The organism is Roseibium sp. (genome assembly GCF_965232425.1).
GTDB lineage: Bacteria > Pseudomonadota > Alphaproteobacteria > Rhizobiales > Stappiaceae > Roseibium.
In genome coordinates, this window is record NZ_OZ246971.1 from 3603226 (window position 1) to 3625248 (window position 22023).

At 61.5% G+C, this 22023-nt stretch carries 21 protein-coding genes; 5 read left to right on the forward strand and 16 right to left on the reverse strand.

Going from position 1 to position 22023, the window contains the following annotated elements:
* The first annotated feature begins 323 nt into the window (after positions 1-323).
* Positions 324-1139, forward strand: a complete 816-nt coding sequence (locus tag ACO08A_RS16515; protein ID WP_422037083.1) for a spondin domain-containing protein — start codon at positions 324-326, stop codon at positions 1137-1139.
* A 74-nt stretch (positions 1140-1213) separates the two neighbouring features.
* Here ACO08A_RS16515 and ACO08A_RS16520 read toward each other — a convergent pair whose 3' ends face one another.
* Positions 1214-1669, reverse strand: coding sequence for a hypothetical protein (locus tag ACO08A_RS16520; protein WP_422037084.1), 456 nt, complete (start codon positions 1667-1669; stop codon positions 1214-1216).
* A gap of 104 nt (positions 1670-1773) precedes the next feature.
* Between ACO08A_RS16520 and ACO08A_RS16525 the strand changes: the two genes are divergently transcribed.
* Positions 1774-2226, forward strand: a complete 453-nt coding sequence (locus ACO08A_RS16525; RefSeq protein ID WP_422037085.1) for a MarR family winged helix-turn-helix transcriptional regulator — start codon at positions 1774-1776, stop codon at positions 2224-2226.
* Positions 2227-2355: 129 nt separating this feature from the next.
* On the opposite strand, the gene ACO08A_RS16530 is transcribed toward ACO08A_RS16525, so the two are convergent.
* Positions 2356-3333 (reverse strand): LacI family DNA-binding transcriptional regulator, encoded by a 978-nt coding sequence (locus tag ACO08A_RS16530; RefSeq protein WP_422037086.1) that lies wholly within the window; start codon positions 3331-3333, stop codon positions 2356-2358.
* 108 nt (positions 3334-3441) lie between these two features.
* On the opposite strand from ACO08A_RS16530, the gene ACO08A_RS16535 reads away from it, so the two are divergent.
* Together ACO08A_RS16535 and eno are read left to right on the forward strand one after the other, a co-directional pair.
* Positions 3442-4449, forward strand: a complete 1008-nt coding sequence (locus tag ACO08A_RS16535) for a phosphotransferase family protein (protein ID WP_422037087.1) — start codon at positions 3442-3444, stop codon at positions 4447-4449.
* A gap of 1 nt (position 4450) precedes the next feature.
* On the forward strand, positions 4451-5746 hold the full coding sequence (gene eno, locus ACO08A_RS16540) for a phosphopyruvate hydratase (RefSeq protein ID WP_422037088.1): 1296 nt from the start codon (positions 4451-4453) through the stop codon (positions 5744-5746).
* Between the two features lie 13 nt (positions 5747-5759).
* On the opposite strand, the gene ACO08A_RS16545 is transcribed toward eno, so the two are convergent.
* From ACO08A_RS16545 to pdxA, 7 genes are all read right to left on the reverse strand, one after another.
* Positions 5760-6692, reverse strand: a complete 933-nt coding sequence (locus tag ACO08A_RS16545; protein ID WP_422037089.1) for a hypothetical protein — start codon at positions 6690-6692, stop codon at positions 5760-5762.
* Positions 6693-7048: 356 nt separating this feature from the next.
* Positions 7049-7921, reverse strand: a complete 873-nt coding sequence (locus tag ACO08A_RS16550; RefSeq protein WP_422037090.1) for a sulfurtransferase — start codon at positions 7919-7921, stop codon at positions 7049-7051.
* Between the two features lie 22 nt (positions 7922-7943).
* Positions 7944-8603, reverse strand: coding sequence for a peroxiredoxin (locus tag ACO08A_RS16555; protein ID WP_422037091.1), 660 nt, complete (start codon positions 8601-8603; stop codon positions 7944-7946).
* Between the two features lie 248 nt (positions 8604-8851).
* Positions 8852-10051 (reverse strand): winged helix-turn-helix domain-containing protein, encoded by a 1200-nt coding sequence (locus ACO08A_RS16560; RefSeq protein ID WP_422037092.1) that lies wholly within the window; start codon positions 10049-10051, stop codon positions 8852-8854.
* A 162-nt stretch (positions 10052-10213) separates the two neighbouring features.
* Positions 10214-10447: a hypothetical protein gene (locus tag ACO08A_RS16565; RefSeq protein WP_420333771.1), complete on the reverse strand. Its 234-nt coding sequence runs from the start codon at positions 10445-10447 to the stop codon at positions 10214-10216.
* Between the two features lie 79 nt (positions 10448-10526).
* Positions 10527-11585 carry a cupin domain-containing protein gene (locus ACO08A_RS16570; protein WP_422037093.1) on the reverse strand — a complete coding sequence of 353 codons (1059 nt, stop codon included), beginning with the start codon at positions 11583-11585 and terminating at the stop codon, positions 10527-10529.
* Positions 11585-12556: a 4-hydroxythreonine-4-phosphate dehydrogenase PdxA gene (pdxA, locus tag ACO08A_RS16575; protein ID WP_422041767.1), complete on the reverse strand. Its 972-nt coding sequence runs from the start codon at positions 12554-12556 to the stop codon at positions 11585-11587. The genes ACO08A_RS16570 and pdxA overlap by 1 nt, the downstream gene beginning before the upstream one ends.
* Positions 12557-12754: 198 nt before the next feature.
* Here pdxA and ACO08A_RS16580 point away from each other — a divergent pair, with 198 nt between their 5' ends.
* Positions 12755-13645 carry a LysR family transcriptional regulator gene (locus ACO08A_RS16580; protein WP_422037094.1) on the forward strand — a complete coding sequence of 297 codons (891 nt, stop codon included), beginning with the start codon at positions 12755-12757 and terminating at the stop codon, positions 13643-13645.
* 11 nt (positions 13646-13656) lie between these two features.
* On the opposite strand, the gene ACO08A_RS16585 is transcribed toward ACO08A_RS16580, so the two are convergent.
* From ACO08A_RS16585 to ACO08A_RS16615, 7 genes are all read right to left on the reverse strand, one after another.
* Positions 13657-14745, reverse strand: a complete 1089-nt coding sequence (locus tag ACO08A_RS16585; RefSeq protein ID WP_422037095.1) for a DUF389 domain-containing protein — start codon at positions 14743-14745, stop codon at positions 13657-13659.
* Positions 14742-15962 carry a carbohydrate porin gene (locus tag ACO08A_RS16590; RefSeq protein WP_422037096.1) on the reverse strand — a complete coding sequence of 407 codons (1221 nt, stop codon included), beginning with the start codon at positions 15960-15962 and terminating at the stop codon, positions 14742-14744. Before ACO08A_RS16590 ends, ACO08A_RS16585 begins: the two co-directional genes overlap by 4 nt.
* Positions 15959-16723: a DUF3299 domain-containing protein gene (locus ACO08A_RS16595; RefSeq protein ID WP_422037097.1), complete on the reverse strand. Its 765-nt coding sequence runs from the start codon at positions 16721-16723 to the stop codon at positions 15959-15961. Before ACO08A_RS16595 ends, ACO08A_RS16590 begins: the two co-directional genes overlap by 4 nt.
* A gap of 16 nt (positions 16724-16739) precedes the next feature.
* On the reverse strand, positions 16740-18143 hold the full coding sequence (locus ACO08A_RS16600; protein WP_422037098.1) for an amidohydrolase family protein: 1404 nt from the start codon (positions 18141-18143) through the stop codon (positions 16740-16742).
* 193 nt (positions 18144-18336) lie between these two features.
* Positions 18337-19863, reverse strand: coding sequence for a sulfatase-like hydrolase/transferase (locus ACO08A_RS16605; protein WP_422037099.1), 1527 nt, complete (start codon positions 19861-19863; stop codon positions 18337-18339).
* Positions 19860-21458 (reverse strand): tripartite tricarboxylate transporter permease, encoded by a 1599-nt coding sequence (locus ACO08A_RS16610; protein WP_422037100.1) that lies wholly within the window; start codon positions 21456-21458, stop codon positions 19860-19862. Before ACO08A_RS16610 ends, ACO08A_RS16605 begins: the two co-directional genes overlap by 4 nt.
* Positions 21458-22003 (reverse strand): hypothetical protein, encoded by a 546-nt coding sequence (locus ACO08A_RS16615; protein ID WP_422037101.1) that lies wholly within the window; start codon positions 22001-22003, stop codon positions 21458-21460. The genes ACO08A_RS16610 and ACO08A_RS16615 overlap by 1 nt, the downstream gene beginning before the upstream one ends.
* Positions 22004-22023: the final 20 nt, after the last annotated feature.

Genomic DNA, 22023 nt, shown 5'->3' on the forward strand with positions numbered 1-22023 from the left:
GCAAGGAAAAAGAGGCAAAAGGCCGTGAGGGGACGCGGTCCGCAAAATGCGGATCGAGCTGCCCACCACCCGGTCCGGCCGGTATCGCCGACAGGTGTGAAAGGTTCGTCCGGGGTACCGGCTCACGGCTTCTTGCCAGCAAATCAATTTCTAGCGAGTGATCCAGAATTTATTAATATTCACAACGACTTGAGGGAGATCGAGTCTCGCGCGAATGTGTGCTGTGCGTGTGGCGAAGTGAGCTGAATCGAGGGTCTGTTCCCTTAAGGTCTGCCTGCATCCAATCACGGGTGCCTTTCAAACGGGTTGACCAGGAGGGCAACATGAAGACACTGAAAACGCTGCTTGGGGCAAGCGTGATGGGCCTGCTCATGGCAGGGTCGGCGCAGGCCGCCACGATTGACATTACCTTCAACAATTCCAACGGGTTCGGATTTCTGGTGACGCCTGTCTACACGGGTGTTCATTCCGGTAACTTCGATGCGTTCGACGCAGGTTCGGCGGCAAGCGCCGGCGTCGAACAGGTTGCGGAAGTGCCGGTTCCACCCAATCCCCCCAACCTCATTGCGGGTGAGCGCCTCGCGGTTGAGCCCAATTCGCAGGGCGGCTTCATTTTCGGTCCGGGCGGACCGATCCAGGATGGGGAATCAGGCACGCTGACCATCGATGTCGCGGACCCGACAACGAACCGCTACGCGACCTTCCTGTCGATGTTCGTGCCGTCGAATGATACGTTTTTCGGTAATGACAATCCGTTCGCCTACGAAATCTTCGATGCGGCGGGCAACGTGATCGAGCAAACGATCGAGATCACGGGAAGCTCCATCTGGGATGCCGGAACCGAAGTGAACCAGTTGCTGGGAGCGGCGTTTCCCGGCCAGGATATTCAGGACGGCGTTGCTGAAGGCGGGGTCATCCAGCGTCTTCTCGACATTGACGACGGTCAGGGCGGTAACGGCTTCACCGCGCTTGAAGCCCTGTTCGGGGTTACCAATGCGGGCCTGATCACGTCCGATACCGTTCTCTTCACCATCGATATCGAAGCGACGCCGGTGCCGCTGCCTGCCGGTGGTGTTCTCCTGCTTGGCGGCCTCGGTGCCATGGGTTTCGCCGCCCGCCGCCGCGCCAAAAAGGCCTGAGCCGACTTTCTCATCCGGGCGCGCATGCGCCCGGATGACCCTGTCAGCGCCGAAACGTCCGCGGCCGTTGCAATTCATGTCGCCTGGCGGCCTTGCTGGCGGAGGCCCGTGGCGTAGGCCCACAGGCTCAGTGCGACGGCGGCGGTGGATACGATCGTCATGACCGTCCCCGGCACGAAGTGCACGTAGCCGCCGAGATCCATGAATACGAAATAGCCGACATCGGTGACCCAGCCGACAATCGCGGTCATGAAGATCGCCGTGACCGAGCCGCGCCAGACAAAGATACCGCCCACCACCGTAAAGGCCCCGATCCAGAGCAGGTTGAAGCCGTGCTGGTTAATGAGCGCGCCGACGGCTGCGTGGTAGTCGTTTGCCAGCATTGCAGGATCGACCGCATCGGCAATTCCGGCGACAGCCGCGGATGTTTCCTGCCCGATGGTCATGATACCCGCGAACATGTGGACGAGGCCCCAGATGACCCAGAGGATTGCCGCGGCCCTGAGTGCATGCCTATGATTGCCGGTCATTGAACCTCTCCTTTTCCGAGTCGGCCCGATCGCCGGTCCGGAGATATTTAGTGGACTTAATCCACTATTCTGATTTAGTGGATAAAGTCAACAATATCGTGGCCATGCAAAACACCGAACTTGCGCTTCTAGTCGACCGCTTCATGCGGAAGATTCACTTCGGCCTTCAGTCCAAGGCGCACGACTTCGACCGGGAGCGGGTCGGTCCGGGCGGTGGCATCGTACTGCTGACGCTTGCCGACATGGGCTGTCCCAGACTGAACGAGCTGACCCGCCGCGTGGCGCGCGACAAGTCGCAGATGACCCGCACGATCCGCTCTCTGGAAACGAAAGGCCTGGTGGCCCGCAAGACGTCGCCGGACGATGCCAGGGTGAGCCTGGTTCATCTCACCGGGGAAGGGGAAGCGGTGGTCGACGAACTCCGGCAGGCGGTCGCGGAAACGATCGGAGAGATCCTCGCGCCGATTTCAAGGCAGGAAGAAAAGGTGCTGCAAGATCTGCTGGAGCGCGCTCTGGCGGCCGGGGATACAGGCGACAGGCCTGCAGAAAAAACATGATTCAGCTGTTGCTGTTTTCCGACTTCGCAGCACTTGGAGCGGCCGGTATCAGGGTCTGAAACCAGATGGCGGCTTCCATGCGGTGTGGCCGGCGCCGCAGTGCTGAGCGGCGCGAACCCGCTGTGTAGGCTACCGGATGACAAGCGTTGCCTTGAAGCTTCTGGTCTCTTTGGCCTGCGCGGGTTCGTTGCCAAGAAGCGCAACCACTTCCCGCGCCAGGTCTTCCACCGGAAGCCGGACCGCCATGATCCCTTGCGCCACCCAGGCGTACCAGTGGGGATCGCCATAGCCGACAAAGGCGAAGTCCCGCCCCGGCTTCAGTCCCTGATGCATGAGCGCGCTCAAGGCGCCGTTTGAAATCTCGACACCTCCGCAGACGATACCGGTGGCCTTTCCTGCCGCCAGCAGGTGTTCCGCACTTTTTCGCCCCATCCCGAATGACGGTGCATCCGTGTGAACAAGTGCCGGGTCTTCGGGCAACCCGGCCTGTCTGAGCCCCTCCCGATAGGCGTTCAGCCGGTTGCGCCCCGAAGACAGGTCGCCGCTTGCACCGATATATCCGATCCCGCGGTGCCCATGGTCTGCAAGATGCAGGACCGCGTCGCGCAGAGCGTCATGATCGTCCACCAGGACGGTCGCCTGCGCACCAGAGCCCTCCCGTCGGCGGACAAGCTCGATGATGCTCATGGGGGTCATATCCGGAAGGGAGGCGTCAGGCGCACCTGGTGAGGGAACCATGACGACCGCCATCGCCTGGAGTTCGCGCAGCCGTTCGAGCGCCTGTTGTTCCAGGCCGAGGTCGTCATTGGTCAGGTGAATGACCAGATGCAGGGACTGCGCCGCGCAGACCTCGGCCATCACGTTTGCGAAGCGGGCGTAAAAGTCGTTCACGATGTTGGGCAGCAAGAGCCCCACGATCCGCGTTCCGTCACCGCGCATGGCCGTCGCGGCGGCGTTTTTGACGTAGCCGAGTTCCCGGGCACGTTTCACGATCATCTCGCGCGTACTTTTTTGCACATTCGGGTGGTTGGACAGTGCCCGCGACACCGTCATGTGCGAGATGCCAAGATCCCTGGCGATGGATTTGATCGTGATGCGTCCGGACACGGAGCTACCCTGATTTTTCTTTCGGTTGGACGAAACCTGCGCGGCAGCCTTGACAGGTTTCTGCCATATATACTAATTGTTCACGTGAACATTGCAAGGAAATCGATCGTGGCGACGGAGCTGGACAAACGATGCCGTGCCCTGGTGGCAGAGCTCGGGCTCGGAATGCCAGGCGACGTCGAGGAAGTTGTACCGTTAACGGGCGGCGTTGCGTCGGACATCGCCATGCTGCGTGTCGGGGAACGGCAGATCTGCGCGAAGTTCGCCTTGCCCAAGCTGAAGGTGTCCGCGGACTGGTTCGCGCCGGTGCACCGGAATGCGGCAGAGTATGCCTGGCTGAAGGTCGCCGCCGACGTGTCGCCGGAAAGTGCGGTGCAGTTGTTCGGGCGATCTGAAACCCAGCACGGTTTCGCCATGGAATATCTTGCCGGGGACGATGTCTACCTCTGGAAAACCGCGCTTTTGGACGAGGTGCCGGATCAGGGCGAGGCCGCGCGTGTCGCCGACACGGTTGGCCGCATCCACGCGGTGTCGGCCCGGTCCCGATTTGACCGCGCACCCTTTCAGAACAGCGATGACTTCCATGCGCTGCGCATAGACCCCTATCTGAAATACACCGCGGGCCTGCACCCGGGACTTGCGCAGCAAATCGGGGCGCTGGCCGACATGCTTTACGACAATCGGCAGGTGCTCGTGCATGGCGATGTCAGCCCGAAGAACATCCTGTTCCGTGCCGGCCGTCCGATCCTTCTGGATGCGGAATGCGCGAGCATGGGGGATGCGAGCTTCGATCCGTCTTTCTGTCTGAACCACCTGGTTCTGAAAGCTGCGCATCTGCCGGGGTCGCGCGGCCGGCTTCTTGAAGATGTCGGCGTGTTCTGGAAGAGCTACGAACCGCATGTCGGCTGGGAGCCGGCCGGCGATCTTGAAGCGCGCATCTGCCGCCTTGTGCCTGCCCTGATGCTGGCGCGGGTCGACGGCAAATCCCCGGTTGAATATCTCCGTGAACCGGTGAAGGCGAAGATACGCCAGACGGCGATTGACCTGCTCAAGAACCCTTCTGATCACCTGGACCATTTCTCGTCGAGACTGGCCAAAGAATTTAAGGACATTTGAAGTGACAGCGATCAGATCGATCAACGGGAGACGTGTGTGGGACTCCCGCGGCAATCCCACGGTAGAGGTGGACGTCGTCCTTGAAAACGGCGCATGGGGACGGGCAATTGCACCGGCGGGCGCGTCGCGCGGGAGCCGTGAGGCGATCGATTTGCGTGACGGCGGCGAGCAATTGCGCGGCAAAGGCGTCGGCAAGGCCCTCAAAAGCGTGAACGGTCCGATTGCGGACGCCTTGACCGATCTGGACGGAACAGACCAGCCGGTGGTGGACCGCGCGATCGTGAGCCTCGACCCGTCACCGCTGAAGACCGATCTGGGTGGCAACGCAGCCGTGGCGACCTCGCTCGCGGTCCTGCATGCGGCAGCGGCCAGCAATGGCAAAGCGCTCTGGCGGCATGTGGCCGACACATATGGCTGCACGCCGTCGCTTCCGTTGCCCGAGATTCAGATCTTCGGCGGCGGCGCCCATGCTGGACGCCGTGTCGACATTCAGGATTTCATGATCATGGTGCCCGGCGCGTCCAGCTTTGACGAGGTCATGGAAATCACCAGCGAAGTCTACTTTGCCGCCGGCGACATCATGGCCGAACGCGGCAAGCTGGCCGGTGTCGCCGATGAAGGCGGCTGGTGGCCCCTGTTCGACAGCAACGAGGAAGCGCTTGAAACGCTCGTGGCCGCCATCGAGAAAGCCGGTGAGAGGCCCGGCGAACGTGTGGTGATCTCCCTCGACATCGCGGCCTCGGAATTCGGCCGGAAGGGCAAGTACCGGCTTGCGCTGGAAGGGCGCGAGATGGACAGCGCCGACCTGATCGATCTGCTTGGCGGCTGGCTCGACGCCTATCCGATTGCCTCGATCGAGGATCCGGTGGGCGAGGACGACACATCCGGCATGATCGAGTTCACGCGCCGGTTCGGCGACCGTGTGCAGATCATCGGCGACGACTACCTTGTGACCAACGCTTCGCTTGTCGGGCAGGCCGTCGAGGACGCTGCCTGCAATGCGGTGCTGATCAAGGTCAACCAGGCGGGGACGGTGAGCGAGGCCGTCGATGCGTTCGTTGCTGCGAGAGCGGCCCGCTGGGGGGCGATCGTCTCGGCCCGCTCGGGCGAAACTGAGGACACGAGCATCAGTCACCTGTCCACCGGTCTTGGCGGCGGTCAGCTCAAGGTCGGGTCATTTCAGCGTTCGGAACGCATGGTGAAATGGAACGAATGCCTACGCATTCAGGATGAGCTTGGCGCCCAGGCCTTCGTCGGCGGAACACCGCTTGCCGGGACGTGGTGGGGGAGGCAATAACACTCCCATGCGACTATAATACGCTGCGGAACACGAACCAGTTGAAGGCCACATAGGCGAGCGGGAAAACGAAGCGGCACGCGATGTCGAGAATCTTTGCGCCCTCGCGGTACTTGATCGTGTTCAGATATGTCGTCGTCAGCGAGACCAGCAGCGCCAGGAAGACGAATATGGTCGCGCCGCCGATGAAGAAGTCCATGAGCGTGAAGTATCCGAGCGGTGGCAGCATGTTGGTCGCCGCGAAGATGAACGCGATGATCGTCAGCATGGAGGTTGCGGAGAGGCCGATCTGCGGGCCGTATTGTGCGGGGTCGATCCAGAAGACACTCCATGACATGAAGACGATCAGCGAGATCGGCAGAATGATCTTCCAGACATAGAACGCGCGGATGCGTTCGGCCTCGATCGTTAGATCGAGTTTCGTCCGGGTTTCGTCGAATGCGTCGGCGATGAAGCCGCTGTCGATCTGCGCCGCCACACCCTTGATGCGCCAGTCGGAAATGTTGAGAACATCATAGATCCCGACAAATTCCGCATCGAGTTCGATGAAGGCTTCCTCCGGTTCATAATCCAGCAGAATGAAGCTCAGATCGATCGCCTGGGAATCGAAGGGGAAGTCGCGCAGCGCGTGATAGCTGGCGAGCGTGCCGGAAATGCGCTGGAGGTATGTGACCGTGCCATTCGGACCGATGGTTACCGTCTCCGGCCAACGCTCGAAGAGCCGCCCGGAGTTCAGCAGAACCAATTCCGGAAACCAGACGGATCCGATTTCCAGTTTGCAGCCTTCCAGGGCCGCAAGCCGGTCGTCCTGCCACGTGCGGCGGATCGCCAGATCGATCGTGATGGTCTGGTCGACGTCGTTGATCTCACGAATATCGATGACTCGGACACCTGTCTTTATAACGGTCGGCACCCCGTCCGGGTCAGGTCTGATATGCGTGCGCATGTCCGGAACAGCGCATGTGTGCTGGTCTGAAGCAGACAGGTTTTCCTGCGGGGTCTGAGAGTGTGCGGTTGACGCAAGAACAAGTAAAAAGAGTAGAGCAAAAATACGCACCATCGATCCGACCAATAGTTTCCGGGTAGTATTGCCGCTCCGCGGGCGAAATGAAGAAAAATTATTTCTTGTTCCGATGGTCGCATCATACGAAAAAAAGCTATGTGCACAATCTTGAAAATGCGACTTGCGGCGAGGGAGCTATCGAAAACTGACCCTGCTTGAGGGTGTCCGGAAGGATTACTGGGTTGGGTGGAAACATGCGCAAGCCGACGCGGGCCAGCGAGGCCCGCGTCATCAGTCCGTCAGCCGATTGCCTTCGGCAGGTCGGGATCGCTTCCCCATTCTGCCCAGGAGCGGTGATAGACCTGAAGCCGCGGAAAACCGAGAAGGCGAAGCGCAACGTAGCTGTGGGACGAGGCCAGGCCCGTCTGGCAATGCATGATGATCTTCCGCTCAGCCGTCACGCCAAATCTTGCGAAATGCGCCTGCAGATCACCGGCGGGCAGAAACCGTTTGTCCGCATCGAGGTTGCCGCCCCAGGGGATGTTAACCGCCCAGGGAACATGGCCTTCCGCATAAAGTTTTTGCGGGCGTACATCGATCAGGATGCTGTCCGGATCCGAGCGCCGCTGCAGCACGTCATCCGCCGTTGCGATGCGCCGGGGACTGAGCGCTGCCGCGAAGTCCGTTTCCGGGTTGGCCGTGGTTTCTGCCGACAAGGGGAACCCGGCGGTGCGCCAGGCGGCAAGTCCACCGTTCAGCAAGGCGACGTTGCGATGTCCGAGATATTCAAGCAGCCAGAGCATGCGCGCGGCGTGGAAGCCTCCCCGGTCGTCATAGAAGACGACACGTTTTGCAGCGGTGACACCAAGTCTGCCCAGAAGCTGCTCGATCTCAGTGACCTGCCGGAGCGCACCCGTGACCGGACTGTGGCCGGTCGCGACGGCATCGGGATCCAATTGCACCGCCCCGGGTATGTGCCCGGCGGCATATTCTTCGGCTTTGCGCACGTCGATCAGCACAAGGTCTTCCTGATCCGCAACGTCTTCCGGCTCGACCAGCAGGCCCGTGTTGGCAAAGCCGGGTGTCGCGGCGAACCCGCTGCCCGGCAGGGCCAAGAGGGTCATCGACAGGCCCATGAGGCCGAAGCCGCGGCGCGTGAGTTTCAGTGTCATATCTTGTTTCTCCGGTTCTGCGTCAGGACGGCATTTCAACAAGTCTCAGGTAGGGAACCGGGCTTTCCCAGCCACCCGGGAACCGTTCCTTGGCAATGTCGTCACTGACGGAGGGAACGATCACGACGTTCTCGCCCGCCATCCAGTTTGCCGGCGTGGCGAGCTGGTGCCTGGCGGTGAGTTGCAGACTGTCGATGACGCGGAGCACTTCATCGAAGTTCCGGCCGGTTGTCATCGGATAGGAGACCGTCAGCTTGATCTTCTTGTCCGGACCGATGATGAAGAGGGTCCGCGCCGTCGCGTTGTCCATGGCGGTGCGCGAACTGCTGTCGCCCGATGCATCGTCCGGCAGCATCTTGAACAGCTTGGCAATGCGAAGATCCGGGTCACCGATCATCGGAAAATTCGGGCTCTGACCGGTTACGGTGTGAATGTCTTCCGACCAGCGCAGGTGTTCCGCAACCGGATCAACGGAAAGACCGATGAGCTTCACGCCGCGGCGGTCGAACTCGTCCTTCACCTTTGCGACCGCACCGATCTCGGTCGTGCATACCGGGGTGAAATCTTTGGGATGGGAAAACAGGACGCACCAGCTGTCGCCGAGCCAGTCGTGAAACTGGATCATGCCCTCGGTCGTGTGGGCCTTGAAATCCGGAGCCGCTGTATTGATGGAAAGTGGCATATCGCAATCCTTTTCTGGATGTCGCGCCGCCGTGGCGCGCTCAATGCCGTTCTCCTAACGTCTGCCTCCGGTTCGATCCTGAAGGACTTGTGAAAGAAACCTGAAAGCTCGAGGGTCAGGACCCATAAATGAGGCTGAAATGGCATGCGAAATGGCGAAATGCCGTTAGGAAGCCCGCTTGTCGCGCTTTTCCTCGCAGCGCATCGCCGTTTCCTGCACCAATTCAACCAGATTAATGAGTCCTGACCCTAGGCGGCTGCCAGGGCATGGCGCATGCGGCGGAAGCGCCGGTCCTGCCGCAGCCCGGTGAGCCCGGGATCGGCATCAAGCCAGAACACATCCCGCCAGCCGTGGTCGAACAGCTCCTCCAGCAACAGGATCGCCTCATCGGTTTCCCCGATCAGGGCCATGGCGGAAGCGTGATAGATCGCCTGGCTGCTTCCACGCACGTCTATATCGTCCATCGAGGCATAGGCGGCCTGCCGTTCACCCAGCAACGCCATCAGGACGGCTGCGGCCGTCAGGGCACGCGGGTCTGTCGGATCCTCTTCGATGCGCGCCCGCGCCCGTTTCAGGGCGCGTTCCGCGTTGCGGCGCGATCGTGCCGGATCGGTGGCCGACGACAGTTGCGCAGCGATCAGGTAACCCTTGATGTTGTGGGGCTCCAGGTCTCCGACCTGTTCAAAATAGGACATCGCAGCATGCCGCTTGCCGCAGGACATGAGGTACCAGGCCGCGTTGTGCAGGATCAGCGGGTCGCGCGGGTTTCTGGAGAGCGCGAGCGCGTGGCCTCTTTCGGCGGCCTCCCAGCGTCCGAAGAGGGCATGCACGTATCCCAGAGCGGACTGTGCGAGCGCCGAGCGCGGATCGAGCGAAACCGCCAGTTCTGCCTCCGCACAAGCCTCGTTCAGAATGTGCCTGCCTTCCGACCAGTATGTGTGAGATCTTGCAAGAGCGATCGAACGTTCCGCGCGCACGGACGGGCAATCGGGCGCTATTTCCACCGCTTCCGCCGTCAGCTGTTCGGCACGTTCCAGGGAGCCTTCGCCGCAGCGAACCATTTCACTCCGGGCTTCAAGGCAAAGCGCGTGCGCTTCCAGACTGAAATCCCGGTCCGTTGCGGTGCGCGTGACCGGGACCCCGCTGTCGACGGGGCGTATCACGGGTTTTGTCAAGCGGTAGCCGGTTCTCGCGATCGTCTCGATCAGCGCCCGGTTGCGAAGCTTCCGGCGAAGTTCCGAAACGACCTGCGAGAGGCTTTCGTCGCTTACGGTGACATCCGGCCAGATGCGATCCAGGAGATCGCCACGCTGCAGAACACGCCCTTCTGCTTCCGCCACGACCAGCAGCAGCCTGAGCGCGCGCGGCGACAAGGTTACAGTGACGTCTTCCCTGATTGCCTGGCGCGTGTCGCAGTCGATGCGCCAACCGTCTAGCTTGATAATCATGTTTGCAAACCGGCAGAAAAATTCTGCAGACCCTAGTCGCGGTCCCAAACGGTTTCCATACGAAATCTGCAATCGCACGCAAAAGTGAATGATTGAAAAGGGCCGGAGGAGAGTCTGCGTCGCGTGCCCAGGTGCTGGCTGTCTTGTTCTGTTGATACGCAGTCAGTGCAGGCTCAGGAGCACTTCGATATCCCGCTGGCTGAGCGGGGCGAGCAGGGCCTTTTCCTCGGCAGTGAGTTTGGCGTCGCCGTCGACATACTGCCTGATCTGAAGCGCAATCTGGCTGGTCGGCTGATAGTAGAGATCGCCGCCCAGACGGCTCAGCTCGACAACGAGCCGCTGCACCAGTTCCTTGCGCTTTTCGGCATCCAGATCGTGACGTTTTTCCTGCAGCATCGGTCGCTGTCCCCGTTTCGGTCCTCGGCCCCTCATAACAAATCTAGTGCGGATGCGGGAGCGGTCGAGGGCCAGAAGCCTAGACCGTCGCGAGATCCTCCTTGCGGCGGCCGTCCCGTGCGGTGCCGGTGTTGATTGTGGTCGCGGGCTCCAGGAGAATGACTTCGCAGGTTTCCGTCAGGGCGACTGGGCAATGTTCGACACCGTGGGGCACCACGATGAACTCTCCTTCCTGAATGATTTCCTCCCGGTCACGGAAACGCATCAGAAGCCGCCCGCGATGGACGAGAAAGAGCTCGTCTTCCCTCTCATGGAAGTGCCATGTGAAGTCGCCCTCGAACTTTGCAAGCTTGATCAGCATGTTGTTGATCTGCCCGGCAATACGCGGAGCCCAGTGGTCATCAAAACTGCTGAAGGCACGGTCGAGATTTTTCTTGGCGAAGGGAGACAGGTGACCGTTCAATTCGGCAACATCGCGAATGATTGCCGAAAGCTGGGCTTCCAGACCGTCGCCTTCACTCGGGTAGTCGCCATCAAGGGCGGCCGTTCCGATCGTGAAGCCGGCGGCCCCGGCCTCTTTCACGGATGCAATCCGTTCCGGATCTGCAATCGAGCCGGCAACAATCACCGGCTTTTCCGCGGCCCTGCAGACAGCGGCGATGAGACCTGAAATGTCGTCCAGGGGGGAGCGGTAGGCCAGCAGATCAAGGCCATGGACACCTTCGCGTGCAGCCATTGCCCGGGCGCTTTCGACGATCTCCTGCTGACTTCCCTTCAGGATGCTCGGGTGTCCGACGATCTCGCCGGGGAACGGGTAGTACTCGGTCGCGGTGCCTTGCAGGATCGGCAGAACGTCGTCCACCCGCGTGCCGCCGAGCAGGATGTCGACGCCGATCTCGACGGCGGCCTGCGCCGAGGCCACTTCACTGTTGCGGTCAAGGCTGACCACTTCCAGGTAGGACGTCGCTCCCTTGGCCCTGATGGCTGAATTGAGCTCCTTCAGCTCTTCGATTGGCAAGCCGATATCCTTGAAGCCGATATGGCGGACACCCAGGGATAGAGCGGTCTCAAGATGCTGTGCGGCTTCCGCCACCGTGCGGTCGTTCCGGGTGAGCATGAAAATGAAACGCAGACCCATCAGGCGGCCTCCTCGTTGTGTTGGCGTGTGGCGGCCAGCTGCCGCGCAGTGTGAATGGCGACGGCCAGGCTGCCCGCATCCGCGATGCCTTTGCCGGCAATGTCGAATGCGGTGCCATGATCAGGCGAGGTGCGCACGAAGGGCAAGCCCAGGGTCACGTTTACCCCCTTTTCCACGCCGAGATATTTCACCGGAATGAGTCCCTGGTCATGATACTGCGCCACAACGACATCGTGTTCACCCTTGCGTGCGGCCATGAAGACAGTGTCGCCGGGCCAGGGGCCCGATGCGTCGATGCCCTCGTGCCGTGCCGCCTTGATCGCAGGTTCGATGACGTCGATCTCCTCGCGGCCAAAGAGCCCGCCTTCGCCCGCATGAGGGTTCAGACCCGCGACGGCAACTTTTGGCCGTTCAATGCCGAGATCCCGGCAGGCCTGGTTCGCCAAACGGATCGCCGTCATTTGGGCCGTGAAATCCGCCCTTTCGATGGCATCGCGCAGACTAAGGTGGATCGTGACCAGGACAGTCCGGATATCATCATTCACCAGCATCATGGCGGCCTGGCCGGTTCCGCCCAGTTCGGCCAGGATCTCGGTATGTCCCGGATAGTCGAAACCGGCAGCGGCCAGGGCCTGCTTGTTGATCGGCGCCGTCACGAGGCCGGATGCCCGGCCGGATCTTGCGAGCATGATCCCCGCCTCGATCGCCCTGAACGCGGCATGTCCGCTTTCAGGCGAGACCGCACCGACAGGAAAGGCGCCGTCGGGTGATGTCCGCAGAACCTCCATGACACCTTCCATGGGCGCGGCAGTTTCGAGCGCTTCGATCTCGCGAACAAGCAGCCCGGAACCGAGCGCGTTAGCAGCGTCCTTCAGGATGAAGGGACACCCGGTTACAACGCAGTTGTCCGCGTCACCCTTCGCAAACGCCTTGACGATGATTTCCGGGCCGATCCCGGACGGATCACCCATGGAAATGACGAGCGGTTCAGAGATCGGGGTCACGTTGCGCGCTCCTTGAAACCAGGACTGATACTGCGATCTGCGAAACCTTTCCGCAGGCGGCAGGATCGCCGGTGCACAGTTTGAACTCATGGCTCTCAATCTGGCGCAATTCCCGCCGAAGACAAGCAATGGTTTCTCACCAAAAACGGTGATAAAAGATCACCAATGAAACGATCCGAACTTCCTTATCTCGACGACCTGCGCGCCTTCGAGGCAACCGCGAGAAACGGGTCTGTGCGCGCTGCCGCAGACGAGCTTTCCCTGACCCACGCGGCGGTGAGCCGCAGGGTCGCGCGCGTGTCGGAGACGGTCGGTGCCAAGCTGTTTCGCAAGGTGGGGCGCGGGTTGGTGCTGACGCCGGCGGGGGAGAGCCTGCGCGATGCCTGCCGGCGCAGCTTCGACGATTTGCTGCGCACGATCACTTCCATCCGAAACGCGGAGGGAACCTCGGACCACGCGGTCCTCCTCTCCTGCGAACGCTCGGTCGCCATGCGGTGGCTGATCCCGCGCCTGAGCCGTTTTCAAGACGCGCATCCGGACGTGAAGGTTCACCTGTCGGTTGGCGGCGGTGCCATCGAAGTGCAGGGCAATGGCGCGTTTCTCGCACTTCGCCGGCTGGATTTTGCGCTCGACGACGGATGGACATATCAACCGCTGTTTCCCGAACGTGTCGGTCCCGTCATGGTGGATGGCATGCGCGCGCGTTTCGAAGCGGGCGACTATGTTGCTCTCGTCACCAAAACCCGTCCGGACGCATGGGACCGTTGGCTCGTCGCCAACCCAGACGCGCCGCGGCCGCGGGACCGCCTGGGCATGGACCATCATTTCCTAATGGCGGAGGCGGCGTGTTCCGGCCTCGGCGTGGGATTGTCACCCTATGTGATCGCCGCCGACGATGTCGCCGGCAACCGCCTTGTCGCCCCTTTCGGCTTTTCACCCGACGGGTCGGACTATGGCCTTGTGTATCGCGCCGGTGCGGCATTGTCGGAAGAAGCGCAATGCCTGGCGGACTGGATCCGGTCCACATGCAAACCGCTTGGGAACCGGTCTGACTGAGGCGAGGTCAACTAGCCTTCATCGCCACGTGCCGTGAAACGATGGATGTCGACGGCTTCGATATCCACCTGGATCACGACCTCCTGCTTTATGTCGCGCGAGAGTTGGGCCACGAACCGGTCCAGACCGGCCTGGGCGCTGTCGAGCTCTGCACGGTCCGCCGTCATGACGACGGAGACAAGCACCCGGCCGTGCCGGTAGTCCACACTGACGGAATGGATACGGCCAACCTTGTGGTCTTCGTTCATGGCCCTGTCGAGATCGAGGTTCTTGTTGACGATCCTGAGCAGGCGGTTCTTGACGTAGATTTCGTAAAGTGCGGTCTGCAGGGGCGGCATGAGCGCGTAGCTCCCGACCATCATCACCATCAGCGTCGCGAGGCCCTTTTTCCAATCGCCATAGTTCTGGACGATGAAGACAAGGCCCGCGATGATGACGATGCCAACAAAGTTGGTCAGGAACAGCAGAAACCCTCCAGCGGCAATATCAAGACCGCCATCGCGGAGCCCCAGGTCTTCCATGCCGACACCGAGCGCCGAACTCGCCTTGTCGCCGAGGGCGAGCCCGATCCCCGTCACCGCCAGCGGCGGCACGAGGGCAACGGCAATCGCGACACCGGCGATCGAGTCGGCAATGCGGGGCCGCGTCTGCGCATACGCACCGGCGCATCCGGCGGCGAGGGCGACGACGAGGTCCAGCATGGACGGACTGGTGCGGGCAAGGATTTCCGGACCGACGACACGCGCGCCAACCAGGAGAACACCGCAATAGCCGACCGCCACAACGCAACAGGACCCCAGAACCGCCGTCACCAGTGCACGCAGGACAAGTTTGATGTCGAAGGTGGCGATCCCGAAAGCCGTGCTCATGATCGGTGACATCAGAGGGGCGACGATCATCGCGCCAATCACGGTCGCCGTGCTGTTGGCGATGAGGCCGAGAGTCGCAAGCACGGCGCTGAGCGAGAGCATCAGGAAAAACGGCACCGTTGCCCGCGAGGTCCGGTCCATGCGGTCGGCGAGATCTTCCCTGCTGGTCAGCTCACTGTGGAGCGGGCTGTCGAACAGCCTCGACCGGACGGCGCTCCAGAAACGCTTCATAGGGCGATCCGCCCACGAAGCCCGAATATGGCCAGGCTGTCCTCACCCGGGTTCAGAGCCGGATTCGCGATCAATTGTACACTCGGCGTGATCGCCAGGTTCGGGGAAACGGTCAGGCGATAGAAGACCTCCGCCGTATACTGATCATCGGGGAATGCCTCTCCGGGATCGGACCAGTTCAGACCGATGCCGAAGAGATCGGTCTGGCGGGTGTAGTAACCCAGTCCTGCCGAGACGGTTGCCTTGTAAAGGGCGGCTTCTCCCTGTGAGATCCCGGCACGCAGGAACGGCATCCAGCGATTGTCGAAGAACCACGACGCGGATCCGGCGACTCCCCAGTCATCCCGGCGCGAACCGTCCTCCGCGCCGTCGCTTTGCCAGAAGGTCAGGTGGATGTTGTCGAAATAGATTCGATCCTGGCTGCTCATGTAGCCGATCTCGATGCTCTTGAACGTTTCGCCGGTCTTGAAGACGTCGAAGTTCGGTTCAGCAGGATTGCCGTTGGCATCGGCGATGCTCGCGATCGCATAAATGTTCTCGTGAAGGCGAACACCGCCGGCAATGGCAAGGCCGGGATTGGGTGCGTTGATCGTCGGGTTGGTGTTGAAGGCCAGGTTCTGGAAGGCAGTGTAGGGGCTGACAAGGCCGTAGACATCGACAAAATCCGTGACGTCGATCTGGCCGGCCTGCACCGTCCAGATCCGGTTTGGTCCCCGCTGTGTCCAGAACAGGTTGGTCAGGGCGAGCTGGATGTCGTTGAAGGCGGTTCCGGTGATCGACTGGGCGCCGCTGTCGAAGCCGAAGAATTGCGGCGCGACGGTCGTATAGGCGGTTCTGTGCTCCAGCTTGGCGGTGAGACCGCCACTCTCAAACGCCTGCCAGGTGCCGTATACCCTCGCAATGCCGCCGGCGGCGTGACCCTGGCCGACATCCGCGTTCGACCATTGCCCGAGGCTGAGATAGTCGATCTTGAAGTCAATGTTGGCGTTTTCCTTCAGGGTCTGCTTGAAGCCGAACCAGGCCGGCAGGTTCGCCTGGAGAAAGCGGGATCTGAACTGCGGGTCCGTCAACCCGTCGCCCTCCGCGAGCTCCGCGCGGACGGAACTTGGTCCGCCAAGACCCGGTGGGTCCGTATCTTCCGCCCATGCCGGACCCGCTGCCGCTACAGCGAAAACGAGGCAGAGCGACAGCAGCGATGTCCGGGAGCGGCCAGTCATTTCCGGTCAGCCTGCCTGCCATCGTCGGCGGACGATGGCCGAAGGGGCCACGGTTTTGCGGTCTTCGGGGACGTGAGCGTTTCCACGCTGGCGACATCTATGGTGAATGTCGAGGCCATTTTCACCGGGCCATCCACCACGCGCATGATCCGGTTTGAGGGATCGATTTCAAGTCGGCCGCTCACTTTGACCGGCTCGTAGATGAACTGAGGGTACCAGGCTTCCTCGAAGACGAGCCTCAAAAGCTGATTGGGCGGCGGCGGCGGCACGTGGCTGCACATGCCGCGCTCGGGAACGAGGTAAGCAGTGAACCTTCCCTCTGCGTCCGGTGGCGCCGGGATCACGAAACCCGACAGCGTTGCCTGCGAACCGTCGAGATCGGGATTGCCGGCAGTCGCCGCCCGCTCGCGCCGCTCGGCAACGACCCAGCGTTGGGAGATCAGCCAGTCCGGCTCGATCCCGGCCGCTTCCAGTTCGCCAACCGCGTCGGCAAGGGTCTCTTCCAACCCGGCGCGCCGGTTGCCGGCAAGGTCCGGGCCTTGCAGCTCAGTGCGGGCGCGAACAATCGTCAGAAGTGCATCAAGCTGCTCAGCGCTCAGATCGCGGTAAGGATCCTCGAAGGTCTGCACGGACCGGTCGGGCAGTTCGTTCCAGGAAACCTCGGTTGCAAGCGCCGTGTCATGGCATGGCAGCGCAAGAAGCGCGGCGAGTATTCCCGTGAGGCCAAACGTCATCACTGATCCAAGCGATAGAAAAGTCATCTTTTCCGGCTCCCGATCAGTTCAGCGTGTTCTTGAAGATCTGGCCGTCCTTCATGATCAGGCGGATCGTTTCAGGGCTTTCCGGACGCGGATCCGCGCCGAACCATTGGTCCCCCGTGCCGACAACGGAAAAATCCTCCAGCGGGTTGCCGTCGATCAGGAGAATGTCCGCATACGCTCCCTCCTCGATCACGCCGAGCTTGCCCTCCAGATAGGGGTTCATGAAGTCACCCGAGAGGGCAACGATCTCGCCACCGGTCGAGGTCAGCGTGACCATGGAGGTGTACGCGCCGAAGAAATCGTTGTTGAGATGCTTTTCGTAGGCGATCTGAATGTTGCAGGCCTCCACGGAGCCGACGCAGTCGGTTTGGAAACCGCGCTTTACCGGGCATTTTTTCATGTTGTCGATGTAGCCTGCGAAGGTTGCGGAAGCCGATTTCGCCTTGGCGAGGCTCGACGGCACGTTGGCGACCGCAGGAATGTCGAGCAGGCCCGGGTCGAATGCGGTGAGGTTCGTTGTGATATAAGCACCCTTTTCGTTCATGACCTCAGCGATTTCGCAGTCGAACGAAAATCCGTGCTCGATCGACTTCACGCCTGCCTCAAGTGCGTTCAGGATGGCTTCCTTGCGATAGGAATGTGCCATCACGTAACTGCCATATTCGTTTGCGACCTGGACGGCTGCCTCGATTTCCGCCTTTGATCCGGCGAGCAGCTGCCAAGGGTCGAAGGCGGACACGACACCGCCGGACTGCATGTATTTGAGCTGGGTGGCTCCCATGCGGAAATTGTTGCGGCCGTATTTCTGGACGTCGGCGACGCTGTCGACTTCCTGCGCCATGTTGAGGCGGCTGAAGTTGGTTTCCGATCCCGGAGGCGCGGTGAAATTGGCGAAGTCGGCGTGGCCGCCCCGAGTGCCGAGGAAGGCAGCCGACGGATAGTATCGGGGCCCCGGAATCTGACCCGCATCGATGGCCCGGCGCAGGCCTCCATTGCCGCCGCCCGCGTCACGCACGGTGGTGAAACCCTGCATCAGGTACATTTCTGCCATCCTGGTTCCGTGAATGCCGAAATCTTCCCAGGTGGTGTTGGACTCCATCAGCGGCAGGCTTGGTCCCATGAGCATGAGGTGCGCGTGGGTCTCGATGAACCCGGGTGTCAGCGTGCGTCCACCGCCGTCTATGACCTCGGCGTCCGGCGCGTCGATGGCACCGGTGGAGACCGACTTGATCAGGTTTCCTTCCACAAGCACGCTCGCGTTCTCGATACGCTGCTCGTTCACACCGTCAAAGACGTGGACATTGGTGAACAGCACCTGGCTCGGCGCGGAGGGTTCCTGGGCGGTGCCGCCACTGGTCAACAGGCCGGCGAAACCCAAGAGGCCCAATGAAAGGCCCACTGACTTGCTGAAATAGTGCATGCGACTCCATCCCACTTTCTTGTTTCTTCACCGGATCCGTTCGAACGGATGATGTTTATTTGTTCAAGTGGATTTATTGCAGACAATTTATGTTCTGCTGTCAAACAAGAAGTAGTGCGTTACATAATTACTATGTTTATCTGACAATGGAAGATTTGATTAATTTTTTGGAAGCTCTCGAAGTGCCTCCCGGTTACGCCGTGCCGACCGGAGTGTTGTGCGGCCGCAGGTCGTCCGGGCGGGTGGCGATATGCTCTTCCAGTTTCGCGCGAATGCCGGCGGCGTCCGGGTCGTCGAACAGATTGGTCTGTTCGAATGGATCCGCGGTCAGGTCATAGAGTTCCCCCGCGCCCGAGTTCAGGTCGATGGTCAGCTTGTGCGTGCGCGTGCGCACGGTTCGCAGTTCCAGCGCCACGCCGACGCGCCCGGGCAGAAGCCCCCACTCATTCAATGCGAAGTCGCGTGTCGCGTCTGCCGTTTCCAGGAGCGGGCGCACGCTTTGTCCATGCTGGGTGAGCAGAGGATCGGCGCTCCCATAGTCAAAGAAGGTTGGGCCGAGGTCCAGGGTCGACACCGGCTGGTCGACCGCCGCACCGGCCCGGATACCCGGGCCCCTTGCGATCATCGGAACCCGGAGCAGGCCCTCGTAGTGCATCGGGCCTTTCAGGATCAGGCCGTGATCGCCCAGCCAGTCGCCGTGATCGGAAACGTAAATCACGATGGTGTTGTCAGCGATGCCGGCTTCCTGCAACGCGATCATCAGTCGTCCGACCTGGTGATCGATGAAAGCCAGTTGCCCGTAGGTGTTGGCGATGATCTCGCGCAGCTGTTCGTCCGTCTGCGGGGCGATGCGGCTGTACTGCTTGCGAATGTCCGCGAATTTCGGGTCCGCGGGATCGTTTTCCATCGCGGCCCTGTGCCACCAGGGCTTGTCGTCGAAGTGACGGGTGCGGTTCTCGGGAAGATCGACGTCCTCGGGCTTGTGCAGCCAGGACCAGGGTTCGGGGCAGTCGAAGGGATGATGGGGATCGGGAAAGCTGACCCAGGTGCAGAACGGCTTTTCGTTGTCGCGCCCGTGCTTGAGCCACTCGATTGCCCGGTCCGCGGTCCAGGGCGTGTTGTGCCAGGCCGTCGGCAGCCGCGAATGCCAGGTCTGCGCGGCGTCCTTGGTGTCGCCGGCGTTTTCCCACATCAGTTTGATCTTTTCGTCGCCCTTCCCATCCATGTGAAAGAAGCGTTCGTAATGCTGTCCGGCGGGCGGCTTTTCAGGCGCCCACCAGTTGTGGCCGACAAGCATCAACTCAAGGTGCTGGAAGCCCATGTAGGGCCCGTTCCAGTCTGCCGGGTAGTCGGCGGAAGAGCGCAGGCACTCGGGTGAACCGGTCGGCTCGTAAGTGTGATAGGTCGAGAAATGCGCCTTGCCGAAATAGCTGGTCTGGTAGCCGGCGGCCGCCATGGCACCTGCCCAGCCTTTTTCGCCGATCTCAGGGTCGAGATCGATGCCGTTGTCATGGACCCCGTGGGTCCTGCAGAGCTGACCCGTCAGGATCGAGGCGCGCGCAGGCTGGCAGACCACGGACGGGGTGATGCAGGCCGTAAAGTGCGTGCCTTCGCGCGCCAGCTGATCGAGATGGGGCGTCTTGACCTTGCGCCCCATGAAGCCGAAGCAGTCGGCGCGTTGCTGGTCGGCTGAAATCAGCAGGATGTTGGGACGGGTCATTTGCCTGAAACCTTGGGACTGCGGATGGAGAAGAAAACGATCGCGACCGCTGCCAGGATGAAGACCGCGGCGATGGGGCTTTTCAAAAGAAAGAAGGGGTCACCGCCCGTGGCGGAGAACGCCTGGCGCGCGGTGTCCTCGAGCCGGCTACCGAGAACAAAGGCGATCACGAAGGGGAGCGGGGAAATCCCGAAGCGTCTCATGAAATAGCCCAGGACGCCGAAGCCGAAGGCGAACCAGACGGCACTCATTGCCGTTTCCTGAACGTAGAGAGAGGCGAGCGTCAGCAGGAAGACGACTGGCAGAAGAAGCTGTTTCGGGATCCGGGACAGCACGCCCAGGGATCGCATGAAAACGCCGCCAACGGTCCAGTTCAGGATGTTGGCGATGATCATCGTCGTGAACAGCCCGAAGACGATCACCAGTTCCGGGTTGAGGTCGGTCGAAAACTTGAAGACGGCCGGGCCCGGATTGAAACCGCCGATGCTCTCGGCGGCCAGGATCAGGAAAACCGCCGCCGTGTTTCCGGGAATGCCGAGCGACAGCACCGGGATCAGGTTGGCACCCGAGACGGACGAGTTCGCGGCTTCGGTTGCCGCAATCCCTTCAGGCGCACCCTCGCCGAAATCCGGGTCTTCGGGAGCCTTGCGCCGGTTGTAGAAGCGTTGCCCGGTGGCGTAGCCGATTGTCGCTGCCAGCGTGGAGCCGATCCCCGGGAGCGCGCCGATTGCCGTTCCGATGACCGAGGAGCGGGCGATGAACGGCAGAATGCGCTTGATGTCCTGCCAGTGCAGGCGCTGGTCGCCCTCGTCCTTGACGATCTCGATCGCACCCGTGCGGCGGGACTGGTGCCAGAGGGTTTCGAGCTCGGTGAAGATCGCGCCCAGCACCAGGATGCCGATCACGGCCGCGGTAATCGGAATGCCGTCCGACAGGGCATCGGTGCCGAAGCTCAGACGCGGGTAAAAGTCCTCGCCGGTTCCGATGAACACGGCCAGGAGACCGAGGCCGCAACTCAGGAGACCCTTGGCCGGAGAACCGCCGACGACGGCCGCAATAAAGCTGAGCGAAAGAATGATCAGCGCGGTCTTTTCGGGAAGGTCCAGGTAAGCCTCGACCAGGATCGCCAGAAAGGGTGCGCAAACGATCAGGACGAGATCGGAAAACGTGTCGCCCGAAGCGGAAGAGAAATGCGAGATCTTCAGCGCTTTCCGCGCTTTTCCGGAGCGCGCCATCGGGTAGCCGTCGAGCGTGGTCATGAAGGCGTCCGGCGTTCCGGGCGTGTTGAAGAGGATCGCCGGTACGGCGCCGCCGACCGTCGATCCTTTCATGACGCCGATGAGGAAGCCCATGACCGGCAGCAGGGCGTCGGCGTTGAAGCCGAAGACCGAAATCAGGATCGGCAGGGAGATCGCCATGGCGATGACGCCACCGAGCCCCGGCGTCGCGCCAACCACGATCCCGAGGACCAGGCCGAACATGACCATCACCAGTGTCACGGAGACGGGCAGGCCGAGAAACGAAAACAGTTCCGGTCCCTGAAAGACCGCGAGAGCCCCCATCCAGATGTAGTCGAGCGCGCCGAGGTCACTCATCAGACGTCTCCGTTCGGAGGCAGGAGCACATCGTCAAAAGGCAGGTCGTAGAGCATGATGATCCCGGCGACCGCGAAGAGCGCGATCAGACCCGCCCGCAACGAGGGTTTGCCCTCCACGAAGGCGATCATCGAAAAGACCATGAGGCCGCCGCCAAGCGCGAAACCGACATATTTCCAGGGGGGCGTGTCACGCAGGAGCCTGTATTCCTGATCGCCGTGAAAGAGCCCGACCGCCGCGGGCCCCGCCCATCTCATGACAAGGATCGAGGCAGCGCCAAGCACGACCATCGCCGCGATGAATTTCAGGTTTTCCAGGCTGGGGCGCGTTTCCTCGGAGCGGCGTTCGATCAGCAGCATCAGGCCGGCGAGCAGAATGAACACCGCGGCAAGCGTGGGCGCTAGACTGTCACCGACAACATACTTTCCGCGCGAGCGCTCAACCAGCCACGTATCCGTGTCGAGAGGAATCCAGACAAGGGCGACAACAAGCGCAAAAACGATACAGGCAAGGCCCAGAACAAGATTGGTCGAGGATTTCTGCATGTTCCGGCCCCCGTCGGTAA

Coding starts and splice junctions, on each gene's coding strand:
- pdxA (WP_422041767.1), bottom strand. CDS start 12,556: ATGGGTGATCCGTCCGGGATCGGCCCGGAAATCATCGTCAAGGCGTTT.
- ACO08A_RS16565 (WP_420333771.1), bottom strand. CDS start 10,447: ATGCTGCAGGAAAAACGTCACGATCTGGATGCCGAAAAGCGCAAGGAA.
- ACO08A_RS16595 (WP_422037097.1), bottom strand. CDS start 16,723: ATGACTTTTCTATCGCTTGGATCAGTGATGACGTTTGGCCTCACGGGA.
- ACO08A_RS16615 (WP_422037101.1), bottom strand. CDS start 22,003: ATGCAGAAATCCTCGACCAATCTTGTTCTGGGCCTTGCCTGTATCGTT.
- ACO08A_RS16570 (WP_422037093.1), bottom strand. CDS start 11,585: ATGGGTCTGCGTTTCATTTTCATGCTCACCCGGAACGACCGCACGGTG.
- ACO08A_RS16580 (WP_422037094.1), top strand. CDS start 12,755: ATGAAACGATCCGAACTTCCTTATCTCGACGACCTGCGCGCCTTCGAG.
- ACO08A_RS16590 (WP_422037096.1), bottom strand. CDS start 15,962: ATGACTGGCCGCTCCCGGACATCGCTGCTGTCGCTCTGCCTCGTTTTC.
- ACO08A_RS16545 (WP_422037089.1), bottom strand. CDS start 6,692: ATGCGCACGCATATCAGACCTGACCCGGACGGGGTGCCGACCGTTATA.
- ACO08A_RS16560 (WP_422037092.1), bottom strand. CDS start 10,051: ATGATTATCAAGCTAGACGGTTGGCGCATCGACTGCGACACGCGCCAG.
- ACO08A_RS16605 (WP_422037099.1), bottom strand. CDS start 19,863: ATGACCCGTCCCAACATCCTGCTGATTTCAGCCGACCAGCAACGCGCC.
- ACO08A_RS16515 (WP_422037083.1), top strand. CDS start 324: ATGAAGACACTGAAAACGCTGCTTGGGGCAAGCGTGATGGGCCTGCTC.
- ACO08A_RS16520 (WP_422037084.1), bottom strand. CDS start 1,669: ATGACCGGCAATCATAGGCATGCACTCAGGGCCGCGGCAATCCTCTGG.
- ACO08A_RS16555 (WP_422037091.1), bottom strand. CDS start 8,603: ATGCCACTTTCCATCAATACAGCGGCTCCGGATTTCAAGGCCCACACG.
- ACO08A_RS16550 (WP_422037090.1), bottom strand. CDS start 7,921: ATGACACTGAAACTCACGCGCCGCGGCTTCGGCCTCATGGGCCTGTCG.
- ACO08A_RS16600 (WP_422037098.1), bottom strand. CDS start 18,143: ATGCACTATTTCAGCAAGTCAGTGGGCCTTTCATTGGGCCTCTTGGGT.
- ACO08A_RS16585 (WP_422037095.1), bottom strand. CDS start 14,745: ATGAAGCGTTTCTGGAGCGCCGTCCGGTCGAGGCTGTTCGACAGCCCG.
- ACO08A_RS16525 (WP_422037085.1), top strand. CDS start 1,774: ATGCAAAACACCGAACTTGCGCTTCTAGTCGACCGCTTCATGCGGAAG.
- ACO08A_RS16610 (WP_422037100.1), bottom strand. CDS start 21,458: ATGAGTGACCTCGGCGCGCTCGACTACATCTGGATGGGGGCTCTCGCG.